Raw genomic sequence first — 20,337 nt, 5'->3', positions numbered from 1 at the left:
CGACGGCGCTCGGCACCGCGGTCGGTCGGTTCGTCGACCCGGCCCTGAACCGGTCGCCGACATGTCGAGCATAAACCCGAGGGCTGAGTACGTATGGGTGATCCGGAGTTCTAGATGCGCGATCCGCCGACGCGCACGACCGTCCGCCCCCGGGTCCGGCCCGCCAGGATCGCCTCGCCGGCGCCCATCACGTCGGCCAGGGCGACCTCGCCGGTCATCGAGTCGAGGAGGTCGAGGTCGAGGTCCCGTGCCAGTCGGTCCCAGGCGCGCCGGCGCAGGTCGAGCGGTGCCTCCACCGAGTTCACGCCGGCCAGGGTCACGCCCCGCAGGATGAACGGCAGCACCGTCGTCGGCAGGTCGGCGCCCTGGGCGAGCCCGCAGGCCGTGACGGTGCCACCCCAGCGGGTCTGGGCCAGGACGGTCGCGAGGGTGTGGCTCCCGACCGAGTCGACGCCGCCGGCCCAGCGGGCCCGCTGCATCGGCTTCCCCGCACCGGACAGTTCGTCGCGGTCGACCAGGGCCGCGGCCCCGAGCGAGCGGAGGTAGTCGCCCTGCTCGGCGAGGCGACCCGAGGAGGCGCTGACCGAGTACCCGAGGCGGCTCAACACCGCGATCGCCACCGACCCGACGCCTCCGGCCGCACCGGTCACCACGACGTCGCCGTCGTCGGGGCCGACGTCGCGTTCGAGCCGGAGGACGCTCAGCATCGCCGTGAAACCCGCTGTGCCGATGGCGGCGGCGCGCCGCCCGTCGATGCCCGGGGGGAGCAGCACGGCGCTGCCCGGGTCGACCACGACGCGTTCGGCGAAGCCGCCCGCCTTCGTCTCGCCGTGGCCCGCACCGTTGACCAGCACCTCGTCGCCCGGTGCGAAACGTGACGACCCCGAGGACGCCACGACGCCGACCAGGTCGATGCCGGGCACGAGAGGATCGACCCGGGCGACCCCAGGGTCACCGCGCAGGGCGAGACCGTCCTTGTAGTTGACGCCGGACCAGGTGACGTCGACGACGACGTCACCTGGTCCGGCGACCGGCTCGTCGAGCTCCCGGAGCTCGGCGGCCCTGCCCTTCTCGACCACGATCGCACGCATGCGACCGAGGTTACGCGGGTGCGGTCAGACGCGATCGACGGGGCCGGACGCTCCCGCCTTGCCCCCGAGGAACCCGCCCAGCGCACTGACGAGGTCGAGCCCCGTCGTGGCCTTCACGACGTCCTGCAGTTGCGTCATGTTGTTGGCGACCGACTTGGTCAGCTCGTTGGCACCGTCGGTCGACACCACCGTCAGGGCGTCGATGTTGCCCATCGGCGCCGCCATCTCGCGGGCGATCTCGGGCAGGCGCGAGATGACCTGCGAGGCGAGTGCCGCCTGGCCGAACTTGCCCTGCGCCTCGGCCAGCGCGTCCACGGCCTCGGCCTCGGCGAGACCCTTGGCCTTGATCGCCGCGGCCTCGGCGCGACCGGCGGCCTCGACGGCCGCGGCCTCGTTCTCGGCCGCGTTGCGGGCGGCGTCGGCGAGCTGGGTGCGGCGGAACGCCTCGGCCTCGACGGCGGCGTTGGCCGCGTCGCGCTCGGCCTCGGCGTTCTGCACGGACGCGTAGGCCGCGGCCTCGGCGGGCTGGCGCACCTCGATGTTGAGTCGCTCCTGGTTGACCTTGGCCTGCTCGGCCACGGCGATGCTCTCTTGTTCGGCGACCAGCTTGTCTTGCATGGCCCGGGCGAGCTCACCGGCGGCGGCGGCCTCGGCCTGGGCCCGGTCGGTCTCGGCCTTGATCTGGGCCTGGCGGACGTCGAGCTGCAGCTGACGCTCGGCCGTCTGCTGCGTGTTGCCGATGCGGGCCAGGGCGGCGATGCGCTCGGCCTCGGCCTCGGCCACGTCGGCGTTCTGCTTGGCGACGGCCGCCTCGGCGCGACCACGGTCGGCGAGGTAGGTGCTGCCCGGCGTCTCGATCTCGCGGATGTTCATGGTCTCGATCTGGAGGCCGAGCTCGGCGAGCTCGCCCTTCGTCTCGTTCACGGCGTCGGCCGCGAGGCGCGAGAAGTTCTTGACCAGGTCGTCGACCGGCTGACCGCCGATGAGACCGCGGATCGACCCCTCGAGCGACTGCTGCACGATGACCGGGAGCTGCTGCTGCTGCAGCAGGTAGCGCTGGGCGGCGCGGCGCACCCCGTCTTCGGTGCCGGTCACCTTGAAGTTGACCGTGGCCTTCACGGCGGTGCGGATGTAGTTGGCGTCGATCGCCTGCACCTCGACCGGGGTCTGGTACTGCTCGAGCGACAGCTTGAAGCCCTCTTGGAAGATCGGCCAGACGAAGGTGCGGCCACCGATGATGACCTTCTGCGGGCTGGAGATGCCGCCGCCCTCGGACCGTTCGGCGCCACGGCCGACCACGATCAGGGCCTCGTTCGGCGGGACGCGTCGGACGCGGCTGGCGACGAACGACAGCAGGGCGAGCACGATGACGACGGCGACGACGATGGCGACGACGCTGACGTTGGAGGAGATGAAGTCCACGGGGCTTCCTTTCAGTTGGTCTGGGGATCACGTGACGCGGAGGTCTCGCCGGCGTCGAGCGCCTCGACCTGCACGCGCGGGCCGTTCTCGGACACGACGCGGACGCGGACGCCGCGCTCGATGCGCGCGTCGCTGGTCGCGAGCCGCCGCTCGAGCTCGCGGACGTCGTCGAGCCGGACCTCGCCGCCGGCCGGGCCGGTGGCCTCGGTCGTGACGCCGACGAACCCGACGGGCGACCAGTGCCCCCCGCTCTCGCGGCGCGTCACGCGGCGGACGACGAGCTGGATCAGCACGAGGGCGACGAGGGCCATGCCGACGGCGACGGCGTAGGTCCACCCCGCGGCGAGGTCGGTCTGCGACGTGACGACCCCGGCGAGCCCGAAGATGGCCAGGGCCGCGCCCAGTGCGACGCCCGAGACGAGCCCGTCGCCGACGTCGACGACGTCGAGCAGGTCGCCCACGACGATGCTGACGAGCAGGAGCAGGAGTCCGATCGCCCCCACCACGATGAACGTGATCATGCGTCGAGACTGTCAGACTCCGGCCGGGCGCACATCGCCTGTGCGACGGACCCCGCGCCACCGCCCACCGGCGGCCGCCCCTCAGCCGAAGAGGATCGCGGCCTCGTCGTAGCGGTGCTGCGGGACGACCTTGAGGCTGTCGAGGGCCTCCTCGAACGAGACGTGGACGATCTCGGTGCCCCGCAGGGCGACCATGCGCCCCCAGCGACCCTCGACCACCGCGTCGCTCGCCGCCATGCCGAGTCGCGTGGCGAGCACGCGGTCGTAGGACGTGGGCGTACCGCCGCGTTGGATGTGCCCCAACGTCGTGGCGCGGGTCTCGATGCCCGTGCGCTCCTCGATGACGGGGGCGAGTCGCTCGCCGATCCCGCCGAGGCGCGGGCGACCGAAGGCGTCCAGGCCGCGCTCGGAGTGCACGTCGCTCTCGTGGTCGGGTACGAAGCCCTCGGCGACGACCACCAGCGGTGCGCGACCCCGGTCGTAGGCCGACTGCACCCATTCGACGATCTGGTCCATGCTGGTCGCCTGCTCGGGGATGAGGATCGCGTGGGCACCGGCGGCCATGCCCGAGTGCAGGGCGATCCAGCCCACGTGCCGGCCCATGACCTCGGCGACCATGCAGCGGCTGTGCGAGTCGCCGGTGGTGCGCAGGCGGTCCATGGCGTCGGTGGCGATCTGGACCGCGGTGTCGAAGCCGAAGGTGTAGTCGGTCGCCCCGAGGTCGTTGTCGACGGTCTTGGGCACGCCGACGATCTTGAGCCCCGCGTCCGTCAGGCGCTTGGCCGCGGCCAGGGTGCCCTCGCCGCCGATGGCGATCATGGCGTCGATGCCGAAGCGCTCCATGTTCTCGGCGATGCGGTCGACGCCGCCGTCGCCCTCGAACGGGTTCGTGCGGCTCGTCCCGAGGATCGTGCCGCCTTGTTTCGCGATGCCCTGGATCTCTTTGCGGGTGAGGGGCATCACGTCGCCGTCGACGACGCCTCGCCAGCCGTCGCGGAAGCCGACGAACTCTTGTCCGTGGATCTGCGTGCCCTTGAGCACGGCACCGCGGATGACCGCGTTGAGACCGGGGCAGTCGCCACCGCTGGTGAGGATTCCGATTCGCATCGAGGGGCTCCATCGCATCGAAGGGCCCGATCGACGGGCCGAGGTCGAGACCCATCATGGACCACGAGGAGGCGCGGCACCTGTCCACGGGCCCGGTCACCGCCCTGCCGGTCGCGCAGGCGGCCGTACTACCCTCGCCTGCATGAGCAACGAGCAGCCGGGGCGTCCGCCGTCGCCGTGGGCCCGGTTCGCCCGGCCCGCGCCGACCGAGCCCGACCGGGGCGAGTTCCCGTTCGGTCCGCCTCGCCCGGTGCACCCCGAGGCGGGCGTGGCCGATCGCGGTTGGCCGCTCGACCCCTCCGGCGCACCGTCGATGCCCGCCGCGCGACAGCAGCAGCCGTTCTTCCCCCAGCCCGCGGCGTCGCAGCCCCCCTCGTCGCAGCCCGTCGGCCAGCAGGCCGCCGCGCCGACGTGGGACTCCGACGGTCGTCAGGTCTGGGCGCCGCCGCCCGGTCCCGTGCCCGAGACCGGCTCCGCGCCCGACGCCCGGGCCGAGAACGCAGGCCTCGGCTCGTACTTCTTCCCCGCCGACGACGACTGGTCGTCGCCGCCGCCCCGCACCGACGACGAGGGCCGCGGTCTCGCGATCGCCTCGATCGTCTTCGGCGTCTTCTTCGCGCCCCTCGGCCTGGTGTTCGGCATCGTGGCGGCGCGACGAGCCCGAGCCGCCGGCCGCCCGGCCACCCTCGCGCTGACCGGCATGGTCGTCGCCTCGATCGTCATCGTCCTGAGCCTCGTGTACGCCATCGCGGCACTCGACTACTACTCGCAACTCGCGACGACCTGTGCCCAGCTCGGTCCCGGCGACTACGTGAACGGCGACGGTCGGACCGTCACCTGCGGGTGACCGGGGCAGGCACGGACCACGACGGGACGCGCGCCGCCGGGGGCGCGGGCCGTCGAGGACGACCCGCGCCGCGCCTCCTCGGCTAGAGCGAGACGGTGCCGGTGTCGGCGACGTTCTTCGGGTGTCCGCCGGTCACGGCGGCCTTGGCGTACTTGAACAGGGTGACGGCCTTGGGCTCGTTGCTGACCCAGTACTCGGCCGTGTCGACGTCGACCTCGAGCAGTGCGACGGTCGGGTCCTCGCGGCCCTTGTCGAACCAGGCCTCGGCCCCGGTCGTCCACAATTCGTCGATCAGCCCGGAGTCCTTGACGATCGAGGCCTTGCCCGCGAGCGACAGGTAGCCCTTGCCGGTCTCGACGGCGACGTTCACCTGCGGGTGCGCCTTGACGTCGTCGACCTTGGGGGAGGGGTCGCGCGTGAAGAAGTACACCTTGCCGTCGAAGTCGCGATCGACGATCGCGAGGGGCCGGCTCACGAGGTGGCCGTGGCTGCTCTGCGTGGTGAGGATGCCGATGCGGCCCGCGTCGAGGACCTCGCCGATCTTCTTGATGTCGTTGGTCTCAGTCATGCCGGGGACCCTACGCCGGAGCCTCGACCGAGGTCACAGCACCGGAGGTCCGCCGCCGGTCACGGAGGAGGAGGCGCGGTGCCGGTCGCAGGTCACGTCGCCTCGTGCACCGCACCCGTCGCAGGCGACCAGTTGCCGTCGGCACTGCACCTCGACGCAGTTCTGCATGCGGCTGGTCGCGGTGCCGCAGACCTCGCAGCGACCGATCACGGCCGCGTGGTCGCTGAACTCGACCGACCCGCGACCGTCGAAGACGTAGAGCGAACCGTCCCACAGGCCGTCGTCGCCGAAGCGCTCGCCGTAGCGCACGACACCCCCGTCGAGTTGGTAGACCCGCGAGAACCCCCGCGACGTCATGAGGGACGACAGCACCTCGCAGCGCACGCCGCCCGTGCAGTAGGTGACGACGGGCTCGTCCTTGAGGTGGTCGTAGCGCCCGCTGTCGAGTTCGGCCACGAAGTCGCGGGTCGTGGCCACGTCGGGCACCACGGCGCCTCGGAACCGACCGATGCGCGACTCGTACTCGTTGCGCCCGTCGAAGAAGGTGACCTGCTCACGGTCGACGAGTTCGTGGAGTTCGTCGGGGGACAGCCGCTCACCGGTGCCCACCACGCCGGACCCGTCGACCTGCAGTTCGTCGGGCGCGCCGAACGTCACGATCTCGTCGCGCACCTTGACCGACAGGCGGGGGAAGTCGTCGCCGGTGCCCTCGCTCCACTTGACGTCGAGCTCGGCCAGGGCCGGGTGCTGCCGGGTCTTCTTGAGCCAGCGCTTGACGTCGGGCAGGTCGCCTCCGAGCGTGCCGTTGAGGCCCTGGTGGGACACGAGGACGCGCCCGCGCAGGTGCAGGGACTCGGCGAGGTCGCGCTGCCACAGACGCATCGCCTCGGGATCGCCGAGCGGTGTGAAGGCATAGAACAACACGATCTTCGGGGTCGCCACCAGGAGATCCTAGGGGCAGGCCGGTGGGGGAGCGCCGTACGCCTGAGGCATGCATGCCTTATGCTGGTACCCGGAATTCCAGACACCGACGAAAGGCGACGATGCCCGTCCCGACCCCCGCCCGTCCGGTCATCCCTCGGCGCCTGCAGAAGGACGCCGTCTTCGAGTACCTGGTCGCGGCGATCCTCGACGGCACGCTGCGACCGGGCGAGCGTCTGCGAGACGCCGACTGCGAGACGTGGCTCGGTGTCTCGCGGACGCCGATCCGGGTTGCCATCGCGAAGCTCGAGCAGGTGCGACTGGCCGAGATCTCGGCGCGGAGGGCGACGAGCGTCGTGGTCCCTCGCCGCGAGGTCGCCGTCGACCTCCTGGCGGTCGGGTGCGCCCTGCTCGCGGCCGTCGTCGCGTCGGCGGGTCACGACGAACGAGCCGGGCTCGATCGACGCCTGTCGGGCCTCGTCGCCGACTGCCGCGCTCGTTCCTCCTCGGCGGATGGTTCCGTCGAGGAGGTCGACGCGGTCGGTGACTCCTGGGCGGCGGTGTGGTCGGCCGTCGACGACCACGTGTTCGGCCGCCTCGCCGTCCGACACGCACGACGTCTGACGCTGCCCCTGCGTCATCACCTCCGAGAGCTGTCCGCCGACGATCTCGACGTCGTCGCCGACGTGTTCGTCGAGGTTCGTCGGTCACTCGGCGGCGGGCTGGTCGACGCCGCGGCCGAGGCGTGCGAGCAGGTCACCGCGAGGCTCGACCCGCCCGACGTCGCCCGGGTCGGGTCGTCCGATCCGCGCGGGGCGTCCGCCGTCGTCGAGGGCCGTCGCGTCCTCGCCCGGGGTGACGACGTCACGAGGGCCGGCGCCCGCGCGCCCCTCGTCCGACCACGCCTGAGCGACGACGTCTACCGGATGATCCTCGTCGCGATCCTGGACGGCACCCTGACGCCCGGCGAGAGGCTCGCCGACGACGAACTCACCACCTGGCTGGGCGTCTCGCGGACTCCCGTCCGTTCCGCTCTCGAGCGGCTCGACGAGAGGGGCCTCGTCGACATGGCTCCGAACCGCTACACGCGGGTCGCTCGCCCCGAGGTCCCCGACGTCGTCGCCGCCCGCGACCTGTACGCACGACTCGTGTCGTGGTCGGCCGATCGACACCCGACGGGCGGCAGCGCCGACCGGGCCGAGATCGCGGCGGTGACGAGCCGACTGCTCCCCTTGGCGACGAGGTCCGAAGGGGCCCCGGCGACCCTGACGACCCTGACCTGCCTGGGCACCGCGGTCAGACGACTCGCCTCGGTCGAACGATCACCGGCGCTGTCCCGCGAACTCGACATCCTCGAGCCCCGTCTGGTCCACGGGGTGATCTCGTGCGGATTCGGACTGCCGCCGAGCTCGTGGCGGACGTTCTCGGATGCCGTGCGGGTGTCGCCCGGTGCGACGGGTGGCGGCTGGGGCCCGGCAGCAGCCGCTCTGATCCGTTCGCTCAGCCCGCAGGGGGGCTGAGCGCCTCGAGGTCGTCGTCGGCGAACGCCCGACGGAGGTCGTCGAGCATCGAGTCGTCGACGACGACGATCGATTGCCCGTCGGGTGACGTGCCGGTGCCCGAGACGGGCATCGTGAAGGACGTCACGTCGGACGGTCGGAGCTGCCTCAGCGAGAGGCCGAGGCCGATCATGTCGCTCGTGGTCCACGAGCTGTCCACCCCGATGTGACCGGCAGTGGTCTCGACGAACGCCGAGACGCGCGCCGGATCGGTCAGGGTGCGCGTGCTGACCAGGCGGTCGGTGATGCCGGCCACCAGGGCTCGTTGATTGCGCATGCGCTGGAAGTCGCCGTCGGCGAAGGCGTAGCGCTCGCGCACGTACTCGAGAGCGCTCGGACCGTCGAGGGTGACGGCTCCCTCGGCGAAGACGCGATCTCCTCGACGGAACTCGACGTCGTTCTGCACGGTCACGGCACCCAACGTCGCGACGATCGATTCGACGCCGCCGAAGTCGACGACGGCGGCGTGGTCGATGCGTGCGCCCGTCAACGCCTCGATCGTCCGGGTCTGGAGTGGGACGCCGCCCCAGGCCAGGGCGGCGTTGACCTTGGCCTGGCCGTGGCCCGGCACCTCGACCCAGGTGTCGCGGGGGATCGACACGAGCTCGACGGAGTGACGGTCCGCGGCGATGTGGGCGACCATGATCGTGTCCGCCCGTCGCGGCCCGGAGCCCGCGAGGTCGCGGTCGTCGACGGGCTCGCGGCTGTCCGACCCGAGGAGCAGCAGGTTGACGGAGCCGTCGGTGGCGGGGGCGGGGCGGCCCGCGTAGTCGGTCAGGGTACCGACGTCGTCGAGGGCGTCCTCGGCCGACCGGATCGTGGTGAGACCGAAGATCGCCAGGGCCCCGACCCCCGTGATCACGACGCCGACCAGCACGAGCAGGCTCGTCATGGCGAGACGGTGGCGTCGGAAGAACGAGCGGCGTCGTCGGCGGGCACGGTGGTCGGTCATGGTGGCTCCGCTTCGGGGGTCTGGTCGGCGGTCGGGTCCGGGGAACGCGTGCCGCGTCTCGCTCAGTACGCGCCGGAGGGCCGGACGACGGCGCCGATCGTCTGCACGAGCAGCCGCGCATCGGTCGTCGGCGTCCAGCCGTGGACGTAGCCGAGGTCGAGGTCGAGCCCGGCGTCCCAGTCGAGGTCGGAGCGGCCCCCCACCTGCCACGGGCCGGTCAGCCCCGGCAGCACCGTCAGGCGCTGGCGGGCGCGGCTGCAGTACTGGGCGACCTCTCGCGGCAGGGCCGGGCGCGGCCCGACCAGGCTCATCTCGCCCCGCAGCACGTTCACCAGCTGCGGCAGCTCGTCGAGCGAGTGCCTGCGGAGCACGCGGCCGACCCGGGTCACACGCGGATCGATGCGGAGCTTGAACAGCGGCCCGTCGGCGTCGTTCGCCTCGGGCATGATCGCGACGGCCCGATCGGAGTCGGCCATCGATCGGAACTTCAGCATCTCGAAGGTCCGGCCGTCGAGCCCACAGCGTTCTTGGCGGTAGAGGACCGGGCCGCGGCTGTCGAGTCGCACCGCCAGGGCGACGAGGGCGAGCGCGGGAGCGAGGGTGGTCAGAGCGGCGACGGCCCCGACCACGTCGATCGCCCGCTTGGCCCGACGGGCGGCGGCCCGCCGGACCGGGGGAGCGGCCGGGGCGACGTCGGGACCGTGGGCATCGCCCTGGTGGTGGCGGTTCGGTCGGCCGGGCGCGGAGGAGGTGACGCGTGCACCTGCGGGTGCGGACAGGGGTCTCGTGGTGATCGTCATCGGGTCTGCTCGGTGTCTCTCGTCTCGTGCACGGGCGGCGGATGGCCGACGCATAAAATATCACACAGACATGAACCATGACGCAAGAGGGGTTGTCGGCGGGAGCGTCTACCATCGCGACATGGATCAGCTCGAGCGCACGGGGGCCGCTCCCGACGCGGACGACCGACGGCTCGGGATGGTCTACTCGTCGGCACGCCCGGTGGACGTCCGGGCCACCCTGCGGCCCCTGGGTCGCGGCTCGGGCGATCCCTCGTTCCGGGTCGACGGCGACCGGACGTGGCTCGCCCTGCGCACCCCGGCGGGCGAGGCGACGCTCTGCGTGTCGGCGAGCCGCGCCTCCTCGTCCGTCCGCGCCGACGCGTGGGGGCCGGGAGCCGTCTGGGCGATCGAGCACGTGCCCGAGCTGCTGGGCCGCGGCGACGACTGGTCGGGGCTCGACGTCACGACGAACGAGTTCCTGGCCGACGCCCGTCGGCGGCAACCGGGGCTCCGCCTGACCCGCACCAACCTCGTGCTGCAGGCCGTCGTCCCGGCGATCCTCGAGCAGAAGGTCACGAGCGTCGAGGCCTGGCGTGCGTGGCGGCAGCTCGTGCGTCGACACGGCACGCCGGCGCCGGGTCCGGCACCCGAGGGGCTCGTCGTGCCGCCGGACGCCCAGGGCTGGCGCCGCATCCCCAGCTGGGAGTGGCACCGGGCCGGCGTCGGGCCGCAGCGATCGGCGACCGTCATGAGGGTCTGTGCGGTGGCGCCGGCACTAGAACGCACGCTCGCCGTCGGTCGGGGTGGCGACGAGGTCGCGACGCGCCTCCGGTCGATCCCCGGCGTGGGCGTCTGGACCGCCGCCGAGACGACGCAGCGTGCGCACGGCGACCCCGACAGCCCCAGCGTGGGCGACTACCACCTGCCCGCCGTGGTCGGATGGGCGCTCATCGGCCGTCCCGTGGACGACGACGGCATGCTCGAGCTGCTCGAGCCGTGGCGCGGCCACCGTGAACGCGTCATGCGGTTGATCACGGGCAGCGGCTTCTCGAAGCCGAGGTTCGGCCCGCGCATGACCATCCAGGACCACCGCTTCCACTGACGCGGCCGGCACGGCCGGCACGGCCGGCACGGCCGAGACGGCCGCGATGACCGAGGTGGCCGCGACGACCGCGCGTCCGCGTCGGGACGCAGAGGAGGCGCGGGTCAGGCCTGGGCGTCGGGCGACGCGTCCGTGCCGATCGCCTGGAGCACGCGACCCGAGAACGCCCGGACGACCTCGGCGTCCGTCTCGAGCACGTCAGTGAAGTACCTCTTGATGGCGGCCGTGTGCCCCCGGGTCGCCGCGAGCATGGCCCGGCGGCCGTCGGGCGTCAGCTCGACCCAGGTGCCCCGCGCGTCGGACGCGCACTCGGTGCGGCGCACCAGCCCCCGGCGCTCCATGCGGGTGACCTGGTGGCTGACCCGGCTCTTCTCCCAGCCGATCTGCTCGGCGATGTCCCGCACGCGCGAGCGTCGGTCGCTGCTCCGGCCCAGGCCGACGAGGATCTCGTACTCGGGGGCGGACACGCCCGAATCGCTCTGCAGACGGAGCTCGAGGGCCCGGTCGAGGCGCCGTCTCATGGCGTAGAAGGAGTCCCAGACGACCCACTCCTCGTCGGTGAGTTCGTCGGCCATTCGCCCAGTGTAGGGACGGTGGCGCGGCATATCCTCGACCCATGTCCGATGTGCACGCCGACGAAGTCACGCAGCAGACCGTCGAGACAGCCCGCCGCTGGTGGGACGCCGCGCGTGCCGTCCCCGTGCAGGGTCCGGCCGCCCGTCTGACCGACGTGCTGCGCGACCCCCGCGGCCTCGACTTCGCCCGCGACTTCGCCGACCGCGTCGTCCGCCCCGGGGACGACCGGGCGGGCGCATCGGCGCTCGAGTCGCTCAGCCGACGCACGCCGGCCCTGCTGCCCTGGCACCTCCGGGCGGCGATCTCGTTCGGTGGGGGCTTCGGTCCGATCGCACCCAAGCCGATCATGCCGGTCGCGCGGCGGACGCTGCGCCACATGGTCGGGCACCTGCTCGTCGACGCGCCACCCGAGAAGCTCGCGCAGGCCCTCACGGGTCTGCGCGGCGACGGCGTCCGGCTCGACGTCACCGCCTGGGGGCCCACGGTGTCGGGGCCGACCCAGGCCGAGCGCCGGGTCGCCGCGGTCCGGGCCCTGATCGAGCGGCCCGACGTCGAGCGCGTCACGACGACCGTCCGCGAGCTCGTCGGCCCCACCTCGCCCTGGGCCTTCGACGAGACGAGCGACCTCGCCGAGTCGAGGCTCCGGCCCCTGGTCGAGCTGGCGGCGTCGACGGGCACGCTCCTCACCCTCGGCGTCGACCGGCACGCCGACGTCGACCTCACGATCGACGTCTTCACGCGACTGCTCGACCGACCCGGGCTCGAGGCGGTGACGGCGGGCATCGTCGTCCAGTCGTACGTCCCCGAGGCGCTCGACTCGCTGAGGTTGCTCACCGACTGGGCCCGTGACCGCGTCGACCGGGGCGGCGCGCCGATCTCGGTCCGGCTGGTGAAGGGCGGGTCGCGACTCGACGAGATCGTCGACGCACGCCTGCACGACTGGCCCGTCGTCACCTTCGAGGCCAAGCACGAGACCGACGCGAGCCACCTCCGGCTGGTCGAGTTCGCGCTGAGGCCCGAGAACGCCGCGGTCGCCCGGGTCGGCCTCGCCGGGCACGACGTCTTCGACCTGGCCCATGCCGTCACGGTCGCCCGTCGCCACGGCACCGACCACCTGCTCGACGTCGAGATGTGGCTGGGGGCCGCACCCGGGCTCGCCGAGGTCGTCCGCTCCGAGCTCGGGTCGCTCGTCCTCCTGGTGCCGGTGACCGTCTCCGGCGAGTTCGACTCCGCCGTGCGACACCTGGTGGGCCGACTCGACGCGCTCGCCGACCCCGAGGGATTCCTCTCGAGTGCCCTCGACGTCGACCACGAGGCGGCGTTCGCGCGAGAGGCTCGTCGGCACGACCGCGCCGTGGCGGCCGTCGGCGATCTGCCCTCCGTGCCCCGGCGCCGTCGAGACCGGTCGGGCCCGCTCGACGAGGGCCCCGACCACGTCGTCGACTTCGTGGCCGAGGCCGACACGGATCCCTCGCTCGACGGCAACCGGAGGTGGGCCCGAGGCGTGCTCGGGCGCGCCCGCCGGTCGGTCGCCGGCAGCGAGACCGCCGACGCGGCCCCCTCCCTCGGGCCCACCTCTTCGGAAGGCGGCGCCCTCGACGACGACTCCCTCGTGGCGATGGTGACCCGCGCCTCCTCGGCCGGTGGGGCCTGGGGCGGCCAAGACCCCGAGACCCGCGCCGAGCTGCTCGACCTGGCGGGCCGCGAGCTCGCCCTGCGGCGTTCGCGCCTGGTCGAGGTGTCCGTCAGCGAGTCCGGTTCGACCCTGTCCGAGGCCGACCACGAGGTCGGTGCAGCCGTCGACTCGGCCCACCGTCTGGCCGTCCTGACCCGAGGGCTCGCGGCGGTCGACACGGCCGAGCACCGGCCCCCGCGGCTGACGGTCGTCGTGCCCGACCTCGTCACGCCCGTCGCCGGAACGGTCGAAGGGGTGCTCGCGGCGTTCGGCGCCGGCAGCGCGGTCGTCGTCTTGTTGCCCCGGAGCCGGCGGCGGGCGGTCGCCGTCGTCGCGGAGGCGCTCTGGGCGGTCGGCGTCCCGGACTCGCTCCTGGCCCTCGTCGTCGCGGACGACTCCGACCACGAACGCGCCCTGCTGACGCACCCGCTGGTCGACCGGGTGGTCGCGCACGGGGCGGTCGAGACGGCCGTCGGCCTCCGCGACGCGCGCCCCGACCTCGACCTCGTCGTGCGGACCCGGGGGGTCACCTCGCTCGTCGTGACCCCGTCGGCCGACCTCGAGCTCGCCGCCGCCGACGTCGTCGCCAGCGTCGTCGACCACGCCGGCCGTGGTCACGGAGCCCTCGACCTGGTGCTGGCCGTCGGGTCCGTCGGTCACGGTGAGACGTTCCGTCGCCTGCTGCGCGAGGCCTTCGAGGCGGTCGTCGTGGGTCCGGCCGACGACGTCGCCACCGTGATGGGCCCGCTCGCCTCCACCCCGACCGGGTCCGAGCTCGACGTCCTGACCGTGCTCGGCCCCGGCGAGTCGTGGCTGCTCGAGCCGCGTCCCCTCGACGAGACCGGGGCCCTCTGCTCGCCGGGCGTGCGCGACGGCGTCGACGCCCGCGGTGCCTTCGCCTCCCGCTCGCACGCGGTCCCCGTCGTCGGCCTCGTCCCGGTCGAGACCCTGGCCGAGGCGATCGCGGTGCAGAACGCCGAGAACGGCGGTGACGTGGCGGGTCTGCACTCCCTCGACGTCGACGAGATCGACGAGTGGCTGCACACCGTGCGGGCCGGAGACCTCGTCGTCGGCGGTCCGACGACGGGCGCCCGGGTCCGGCGCAGGCCCCCCGGCGGGTGGGGTCGACGGGCGATCGGTCGGGGTCTCAAGCCCGGCGGCCCGAACGCCCTGATCGGCCAGGGGGCCTGGCGCCACCGTCCCCACGAGCCGCGCCCCTCCCTGCGCCTGCACGACGTCTCCGAGGGGGTCACCCGTCTCGTCGACGCGGCCCGACCCACCCTGTCGTTCGAGCAGTTCGACTCGCTGCGGACGGCCGTCGAGAGCGACCAGCGCGCCTGGCAGTCCGAGTTCGGCCTGGCCCGTGACGTCACCGGCCTCGTCGTCCAGCGCAACGTGCTCCGCTACCGTCCGCACCCCGTCACGCTGCGACTCTCCGCCGGGGCTGATCCGACGGCTGTCGTCCGGCTCGTCGCCGCCGGGGCACGGGCGGGGTCGACCCTGACCATCAGCTCGGCCGTGCCGCTGCCGGCGGGTCTCGTGCACCTGTGGCGCGCCTCCTCGTCGCCGGTGCGGGTGCGCGACGTCGTCGTCGAGAGCGACGAGGCGTTCGTCGCGCGGGCGGCCGCGGGGGCGCTGCAGGGCCCCACGGCCGAGGTGGCCGGCCCGGACGTGCTCGACCTGCTGGCCGAGGCCGCCGGGGGCGAGCGGGCCTCCACCGAGGAGGCGCGGGTCGACGACTCGAGACCGGCTCCGTCACCCGAGGCGGTCGCGGCCTACCGCGGCCTGCGCATCCGGACGATCGGCGGAGACCCCACCGAGCTGACCCGGGCCCTGCGGGGCAGCCCCGACGTCGCGATCTCGTCGGGCGAGGTGACCGAGGAGGGGCGGATCGAACTGCTGACGTTCCTGCGAGAGCAGTCGGTCTCGCTGACGGCACACCGGTACGGACGCCTCGACCCCACGCTGGCCGACCTGCGACTCTGACCGGCCTGCGGGTCGGGCCGATCTGCGACTCTGACCGGCGTGCGGGTCGGGCCGATCTGCGGGTCGGGCCGGCCTGCGGCATCGACCGGCCGACCGCCCGACCTGAGCCTCCGACCGCAGGGCCGTGCCTCAGGCCGAGCGGCGGCTGATGAGCTTCGAGAGCACGATCGCGCTGCGGGTGTGGTCGACGTTCGGGGCGTTGCGCACGCGTTCGAGGGCCTCCTCGAGCGACGGGATGTCGCGGCTGCGCATGTGGACGATGGCGTCGGCGCTGCCGGTCACCGTGCCGGCGTCGACGACCTCGGGCACCGTTCCGAGGATGCGCTGCAGTTCTTGGGGCGAGACGGTGCCACGGCAGAACAGCTCGACGTAGGCCTCGGTGCCGAGCCCGTCGACGGCGGGGTCGACCTGGACGGTGAACCCCTTGATGACCCCGTCGGCGACGAGGCGGTCGACGCGGCGCTTCACCGCCGACGCGCTGAGGCCGACCGAGGCGCCGATGTCGCCGTACCCTGCGCGGGCGTTCTGGCGCAGGAGGTCGATGATGCCGTAGTCGAGATTGTCCACCACGACATCATACGCCGGAATGCTGCACCAGAGCTGACAAATACGCAAGAAAAGTGCGTGAGAGCTCGGCCTCGTGCGCGCCCACGATGTGACACTGATCCGGTGAGCCTGACGATCGAACCCACCGACCTGCCCGATGCGACCGCCGTGGGGGCCTCGTCCCGCGTGGCCAGCCACCGCACCATCTTGATGTGTCGGCCCGAGCACTTCACCGTCAGCTACAAGATCAACCCGTGGATGGACCCCACCACGCCGACCGACACCTCGCTGGCGCTGGCCCAATGGCAGACCCTCTACGACACCTACGTCGGCCTCGGATTCGACGTCGAGCTTATCGACCCCGAACCGGGTCTGCCGGACATGGTCTACGCGGCCAACGGCGGCTTCGTCCTCGACGGCGTCGCCTACGGCGCGCGCTTCACCTACCCCGAGCGCCAGGCCGAGGGCCCGGCCTACATGCGGTGGTTCGCCTCGGCGGGCTTCGAGGTCGCCGAGCCCTCCGAGACCAACGAGGGCGAAGGGGACTTCCTGCTGGTCGGCGACGTCATCCTGGCCGGCACGGGCTTCCGCAGCGACTCGAGCTCGCACGACGAGATCGGCCGCGTCTTCGGGCGCGAGGTCGTCAGCCTCACGCTCGTCAACCCGAGCTTCTACCACCTCGACACCGCCATCGCCGTGCTCGACCCCGAGCCGGTGGACGGCCGCCACACCATCGCGTACCTCGAGAGCGCGTTCGACGACGCGTCGCTCGCGATCCTGCGGCAGCGCTTCCCCGACGCGATCCTCGTCAGCGAGGAGGACGCCGCCATCCTCGGACTGAACTCGTACTCGGACGGCCACAACGTCGTGATCGCCGCCCGGGCGACCGGCTTCGAGCGTCAGCTGCGCGAGCGCGGCTACAACCCGATCGGCGTCGACCTCTCCGAGCTGCTGCTCGGCGGCGGCGGCGTCAAGTGCTGCACCCTCGAGCTGCGTCGCTGAGGGTCGAGCCTGACCACCCGGCCTGACCGTCGAGCCTGACCACCAGGCCCGGCCGTCAGGCCGGCGGTCGCGCAAAGAGGTAGACGACGCTCCGGCCCGTGCGGTGCTCCTGTCGGATCTCGTACCCCTGGTCGCGGAGCTGCCGCAGGTCGGCCTCGCTGAGGACGTCGACGGAGAGCCGCGCGATCCAGAGGCGGTCGACCGACGACAGCCGGTCGGCCAGTTCGACGGCGTCGTCCTCGTCGTCGAGACGCAGGGTGACGTCCGAGTACGAGCCCGACGGCAGGCCCGAGCGGACGTAGGCCACGTCGTCGAGCTCGGCGAATCGATCCGGGTAGGCGTACATCGCCTGGCGGGGTCGCGTCGACACGGTGCCGGTCGCGTCGAGCAGGAACGCGTCGCCCGGGCGCGCCTGGCTCTCGATGTAGCTCGAGAGCTGCGAGAGGTCGCTGCCGCCGCCCTTGCCGGTCGGCAGTCGCTGCAGCACGTACGTCGGCACCGAGGCCGCCACCAGCAGGGCGACGAGGGCGATGCTGATCCAGCGCCGACGGAAGCCGGTGACGGCCACGGCCAGCAGCAGGCACATGCCGGGTGCCGAGAAGGTCACCAGCCTCGACGTGTACACGGGCGACAGGACGAGTCCCAGTGCGAGCAGCAGTCCGGCGGGCAACGCGACCCAGAGCGCGCCGAGCAACACCACGCTGCCGGGCGTCCGCGAGCGGTCGCGGAGACGGGTGCCGAGCAGGATGAGCAGGACCGCCGAGACCACGGCGAAGGCCAGGCCCGTGACGAACCACGGTTCGACCAGGACCGTCCACCAGGTGACGTCGGCCCCCGTCGACGGATCGGCCACCCCCAGGAGGCGCGAGCGCTCGGCGAGGACCGTCCCGATGACCGGCGAGGTCACGAACAACGCCGCCCCGGTCGAGACGGACCAGCCGAGGAGGCGGTGGCGGGCTCCGCGACGCCGGCGCTGTGCCGGCGCCAGCAGCAGGAACACGCCGTGCACCACGATGATCAGGCCGAGGGGGACGAAGGTCGCGATCGACCCGGCGAGGACCGCGCCGTACCCGATCCACCAGCGTCGGCGGTGACGCCGGGAGGCCACGAGCAGCAGCACGGTGACCCAGACGGCCAGGGCGACCGACAGGGCGTAGGGCCGGGCCTCGGCGGCCTCGAGCGTGAAGCGGGGCAGCACCGCGAAGACCGCGGCGGCCAGCAGCGCGGTGCGCCGGGTCGTCAGCATCCGCGTCAGGACGAGCACCCCGGCCGCCCCGGCCCCGACGAAGACGGCCGACGGGAACCTCGTGGCCACCTCGGCCTCGCCGAAGGCGCCCACCCAGAAGTGCATGAAGAGGTAGTAGACCGTGTGCACCGCGTCGCGCTGGTGGACGAACGCCAGCAACTCACCGAGGGGGAGGCGCGCCACCTGCAGCGTCGTCGCCTCGTCGCTCCAGTACGAGGGCACCCAGCTGAACGCGGCCCCGAGCAGCAGGGCCGCGAGTCCGGCGACGAGCGGGTCGAGCCAGCGGCTGCGGAGGGAGACGACCGCGGGGTCGTGGCCGATGCTCACGAGACGGTCCCACCAGTGGCGATGCCGCGGTGCCCATCACCGGCCATGCCGCGGTGCCCACCACCGGCCATGCCGTTAAACGAGTCAGGCCCCGCCTGAGCGGGGCCTTCTGTGGCTGGACACGGCATCGATCCGTGGACCTTTCGATTTTCAGTCGAACGCTCTACCAACTGAGCTACCCAGCCGTGAGGGCCCGAAGCCCCCAGGCGATGAACTCGCCTTGGCGACCCTGACCGGACTTGAACCGGCGACCTCCGCCGTGACAGGGCGGCGCGCTAACCAACTGCGCTACAGGGCCAAACTTGCTGCTGTGACACAGCGTACTCGATGTTCTGTTGTGATTGGTGCAGGTGATGCCTCGGTACTGTCTTGCGGTGGTGCTGGTGACCCCAACGGGATTCGAACCCGTGCTGCCGCCGTGAAAGGGCGGTGTCCTAGGCCACTAAACGATGGGGCCGTGTCCGAGGACGTCATAGCAACCGATCACAGAGCATACGGATGATCGCGGGGAAAAGCAAAACGAGGGTGACGGCGGGTGCTGCGCGCGCCTCCTCGTCCCCTGTCGTGGTCGGGCGACACGCTCGCCACTCCGCCTCGGCTGCCCCGCGATCACCGACTCGACGGCTAGTTTCAAGTCGTTCTTGAGAGTTCGGGGTCGACCGTCGGTCGACCGCCCGGCGGCGTCGCGTCCGCGGCGCTGTACGGGACCGGGCGTCGGCGATACCGTGTCCTGCACGGCGACCCCGGCGCGACCGGCCGGGCTCGATGCCGTCACGACGAATCGGAACCACTCGATGACCTCCACCCGCCGCACCGGGCGCCCGCGCCTCGTGAGCCTCACCTCGGGCCCGCTCGCTCCGTCGTCGCGCCTGGCCCGCATCGTCGTGACCGTGGCGGCCGCGTCCCTGCTGCTCACCGCCGGCGTCGTCGGCCTGCCCGCGTCGTCGGCCACGGCCGCGTCCTACCCGTCGTGGGAGGACGTCCAGAAGGCTCGCGGCGACGAGACCGCGAAACAGGCCGAGATCACCAACCTCGAGGGCATCCTCACCCAGATGCAGGCCGACCTCGACGCCGCGAACACCGAGGCCGAGAAGCGCGGTGACGAGCTGCAGAAGGCCCAGTCCGCCTACGACGACGCCCAGTACAAGACCGCCCAGCTGCAGTCGCAGGCCGACTCCGCCGACCAGGTGGCCGCGGCCAGCGAGGAGCGGGCGGGTCAACTCGCCGCGCAGCTCGGTCGCTCCGGTGGCACCAACGGCGTCAGCGGCACCCTGATCGCCGACCCGGGTGAGGCCGGGCAGCTGCTCTACAAGCTCGGTGCGATGAGCAAGCTCACCGAGCAGGCCGACGGCATCTACGCGCAGGCCACGCAGGACCGCAACACCGCACAGGGGCTCAGCGACCAGGCCGCCGTCGCCGAGGCCGCCCTCGCCGTGCTGGCCGACGAGGCACAGCAGGCCCTCGCCGACGCGAACGACGCCGCCCAGGCCGCGAGCGACGCCCTCGCCGCACAGCAGGAGAACCAGGCGCGGCTCCAGGCGCAGCTCGAGACCCTGAAGACCAACGTCGACCACACCGAGGCCGAGTACCAGAAGGGCGTCGAGGAGTCACGGGCCGCCGCGGCCGCCGCGGCGGCGGCGACCAACGGCACGGCCCTCGGGGTCGTCTCGCCCCAGGGCTGGACGCGCCCCGCCGGCGGCAACATCTCGAGCGGCTTCGGCATGCGCGTCAACCCCGTGACGCACGCGTACATCCTTCACGCCGGCACCGACCTCGCCGCAGGCTGCAACACGCCCATCTACGCCGCCACCGCGGGCGTCGTCAGCTACGCCGGCTGGTACGGCGGCTACGGCAACTTCGTGCTGATCGACCACGGCAACGGCGTCACGACCGGGTACGGCCACCAGCCGAACGGCGGCATCATGGTCAGCGTCGGGCAGGCGGTCGGCACCGGCCAGCAGATCGGGCACGTCGGCTCGACCGGCAACTCGACCGGCTGCCACCTGCACTTCGAGACCCGCGTCGGCGGCGTCGCGCAGAACCCCCAGCCGTTCATGGCGGACCGCGGCATCCGCCTCTAGGCGCCGTCTCCGCGTTCCGGTACGAC

17 protein-coding genes and 3 tRNA genes are annotated in these 20,337 nt (G+C 72.6%); 6 read left to right on the top strand and 14 right to left on the bottom strand.

Going from position 1 to position 20,337, the window contains the following annotated elements:
- Positions 1-110: 110 nt before the first annotated feature.
- From ACIOSR_RS10165 to ACIOSR_RS10150, 4 genes are all read right to left on the bottom strand, one after another.
- Positions 111-1,091 carry an MDR family oxidoreductase gene (locus ACIOSR_RS10165; RefSeq protein ID WP_402752541.1) on the bottom strand — a complete coding sequence of 327 codons (981 nt, stop codon included), beginning with the start codon at positions 1,089-1,091 and terminating at the stop codon, positions 111-113.
- Between the two features lie 24 nt (positions 1,092-1,115).
- The gene (locus ACIOSR_RS10160; protein WP_056044120.1) at positions 1,116-2,513 is read right to left on the bottom strand and encodes an SPFH domain-containing protein; all 1,398 of its coding nucleotides are present in this window, start codon (positions 2,511-2,513) and stop codon (positions 1,116-1,118) included.
- Positions 2,514-2,524: 11 nt separating this feature from the next.
- Positions 2,525-3,034, bottom strand: a complete 510-nt coding sequence (locus tag ACIOSR_RS10155; RefSeq protein WP_402752540.1) for a hypothetical protein — start codon at positions 3,032-3,034, stop codon at positions 2,525-2,527.
- Between the two features lie 81 nt (positions 3,035-3,115).
- On the bottom strand, positions 3,116-4,141 hold the full coding sequence (locus ACIOSR_RS10150; protein ID WP_056044114.1) for a 6-phosphofructokinase: 1,026 nt from the start codon (positions 4,139-4,141) through the stop codon (positions 3,116-3,118).
- 142 nt (positions 4,142-4,283) lie between these two features.
- Between ACIOSR_RS10150 and ACIOSR_RS10145 the strand changes: the two genes are divergently transcribed.
- Positions 4,284-4,988: a hypothetical protein gene (locus ACIOSR_RS10145; protein WP_402752539.1), complete on the top strand. Its 705-nt coding sequence runs from the start codon at positions 4,284-4,286 to the stop codon at positions 4,986-4,988.
- Positions 4,989-5,070: 82 nt separating this feature from the next.
- Here the strand turns inward: ACIOSR_RS10145 and ACIOSR_RS10140 are convergent, their stop codons facing one another.
- Positions 5,071-5,556: a pyridoxamine 5'-phosphate oxidase family protein gene (locus ACIOSR_RS10140; protein ID WP_056044110.1), complete on the bottom strand. Its 486-nt coding sequence runs from the start codon at positions 5,554-5,556 to the stop codon at positions 5,071-5,073.
- A gap of 33 nt (positions 5,557-5,589) precedes the next feature.
- Positions 5,590-6,498, bottom strand: coding sequence for a rhodanese-related sulfurtransferase (locus tag ACIOSR_RS10135; RefSeq protein ID WP_173153945.1), 909 nt, complete (start codon positions 6,496-6,498; stop codon positions 5,590-5,592).
- Between the two features lie 101 nt (positions 6,499-6,599).
- Between ACIOSR_RS10135 and ACIOSR_RS10130 the strand changes: the two genes are divergently transcribed.
- Positions 6,600-7,997: a GntR family transcriptional regulator gene (locus ACIOSR_RS10130; RefSeq protein ID WP_402752538.1), complete on the top strand. Its 1,398-nt coding sequence runs from the start codon at positions 6,600-6,602 to the stop codon at positions 7,995-7,997.
- On the opposite strand, the gene ACIOSR_RS10125 is transcribed toward ACIOSR_RS10130, so the two are convergent.
- Complete coding sequence (locus ACIOSR_RS10125) at positions 7,978-8,988, bottom strand: LCP family protein (protein WP_402752537.1); 1,011 nt, start codon at positions 8,986-8,988, stop codon at positions 7,978-7,980. The genes ACIOSR_RS10130 and ACIOSR_RS10125 overlap by 20 nt on opposite strands.
- A gap of 62 nt (positions 8,989-9,050) precedes the next feature.
- The gene (locus ACIOSR_RS10120; RefSeq protein ID WP_402752536.1) at positions 9,051-9,788 is read right to left on the bottom strand and encodes a sugar transferase; all 738 of its coding nucleotides are present in this window, start codon (positions 9,786-9,788) and stop codon (positions 9,051-9,053) included.
- 121 nt (positions 9,789-9,909) lie between these two features.
- Here ACIOSR_RS10120 and ACIOSR_RS10115 point away from each other — a divergent pair, with 121 nt between their 5' ends.
- Positions 9,910-10,872, top strand: a complete 963-nt coding sequence (locus tag ACIOSR_RS10115; protein WP_402752535.1) for a DNA-3-methyladenine glycosylase family protein — start codon at positions 9,910-9,912, stop codon at positions 10,870-10,872.
- Positions 10,873-10,976: 104 nt separating this feature from the next.
- Here the strand turns inward: ACIOSR_RS10115 and ACIOSR_RS10110 are convergent, their stop codons facing one another.
- Positions 10,977-11,447 (bottom strand): MarR family winged helix-turn-helix transcriptional regulator, encoded by a 471-nt coding sequence (locus ACIOSR_RS10110; RefSeq protein ID WP_402752534.1) that lies wholly within the window; start codon positions 11,445-11,447, stop codon positions 10,977-10,979.
- A gap of 41 nt (positions 11,448-11,488) precedes the next feature.
- On the opposite strand from ACIOSR_RS10110, the gene ACIOSR_RS10105 reads away from it, so the two are divergent.
- On the top strand, positions 11,489-15,109 hold the full coding sequence (locus tag ACIOSR_RS10105) for a proline dehydrogenase family protein (RefSeq protein WP_402752533.1): 3,621 nt from the start codon (positions 11,489-11,491) through the stop codon (positions 15,107-15,109).
- A 129-nt stretch (positions 15,110-15,238) separates the two neighbouring features.
- On the opposite strand, the gene ACIOSR_RS10100 is transcribed toward ACIOSR_RS10105, so the two are convergent.
- Positions 15,239-15,676, bottom strand: a complete 438-nt coding sequence (locus ACIOSR_RS10100; RefSeq protein WP_043593232.1) for an Lrp/AsnC family transcriptional regulator — start codon at positions 15,674-15,676, stop codon at positions 15,239-15,241.
- A gap of 102 nt (positions 15,677-15,778) precedes the next feature.
- Between ACIOSR_RS10100 and ddaH the strand changes: the two genes are divergently transcribed.
- Positions 15,779-16,657 carry a dimethylargininase gene (gene ddaH / locus ACIOSR_RS10095; RefSeq protein WP_402752532.1) on the top strand — a complete coding sequence of 293 codons (879 nt, stop codon included), beginning with the start codon at positions 15,779-15,781 and terminating at the stop codon, positions 16,655-16,657.
- A 55-nt stretch (positions 16,658-16,712) separates the two neighbouring features.
- On the opposite strand, the gene ACIOSR_RS10090 is transcribed toward ddaH, so the two are convergent.
- The 4 genes from ACIOSR_RS10090 to ACIOSR_RS10075 all read right to left on the bottom strand — a co-directional run bounded on the left by ACIOSR_RS10090 (position 16,713) and on the right by ACIOSR_RS10075 (position 18,687).
- A complete protein-coding gene (locus tag ACIOSR_RS10090) occupies positions 16,713-18,230 on the bottom strand; it encodes a glycosyltransferase family 39 protein (RefSeq protein WP_056044092.1) in 1,518 nt (505 codons plus the stop codon).
- A 112-nt stretch (positions 18,231-18,342) separates the two neighbouring features.
- Positions 18,343-18,415: transfer RNA gene (locus tag ACIOSR_RS10085), tRNA-Phe, on the bottom strand.
- Between the two features lie 36 nt (positions 18,416-18,451).
- Positions 18,452-18,528 (bottom strand) — tRNA-Asp (locus tag ACIOSR_RS10080).
- Positions 18,529-18,611: 83 nt separating this feature from the next.
- Positions 18,612-18,687, bottom strand: a tRNA-Glu gene (locus ACIOSR_RS10075).
- 337 nt (positions 18,688-19,024) lie between these two features.
- On the opposite strand from ACIOSR_RS10075, the gene ACIOSR_RS10070 reads away from it, so the two are divergent.
- On the top strand, positions 19,025-20,311 hold the full coding sequence (locus ACIOSR_RS10070; RefSeq protein WP_056044090.1) for a M23 family metallopeptidase: 1,287 nt from the start codon (positions 19,025-19,027) through the stop codon (positions 20,309-20,311).
- Positions 20,312-20,337: the final 26 nt, after the last annotated feature.

It is taken from the genome of Frigoribacterium sp. NPDC087798 (assembly GCF_044742985.1).
Classification (GTDB): domain Bacteria; phylum Actinomycetota; class Actinomycetes; order Actinomycetales; family Microbacteriaceae; genus Frigoribacterium.
This window is presented reverse-complemented; position numbering and strand designations above follow the sequence as displayed.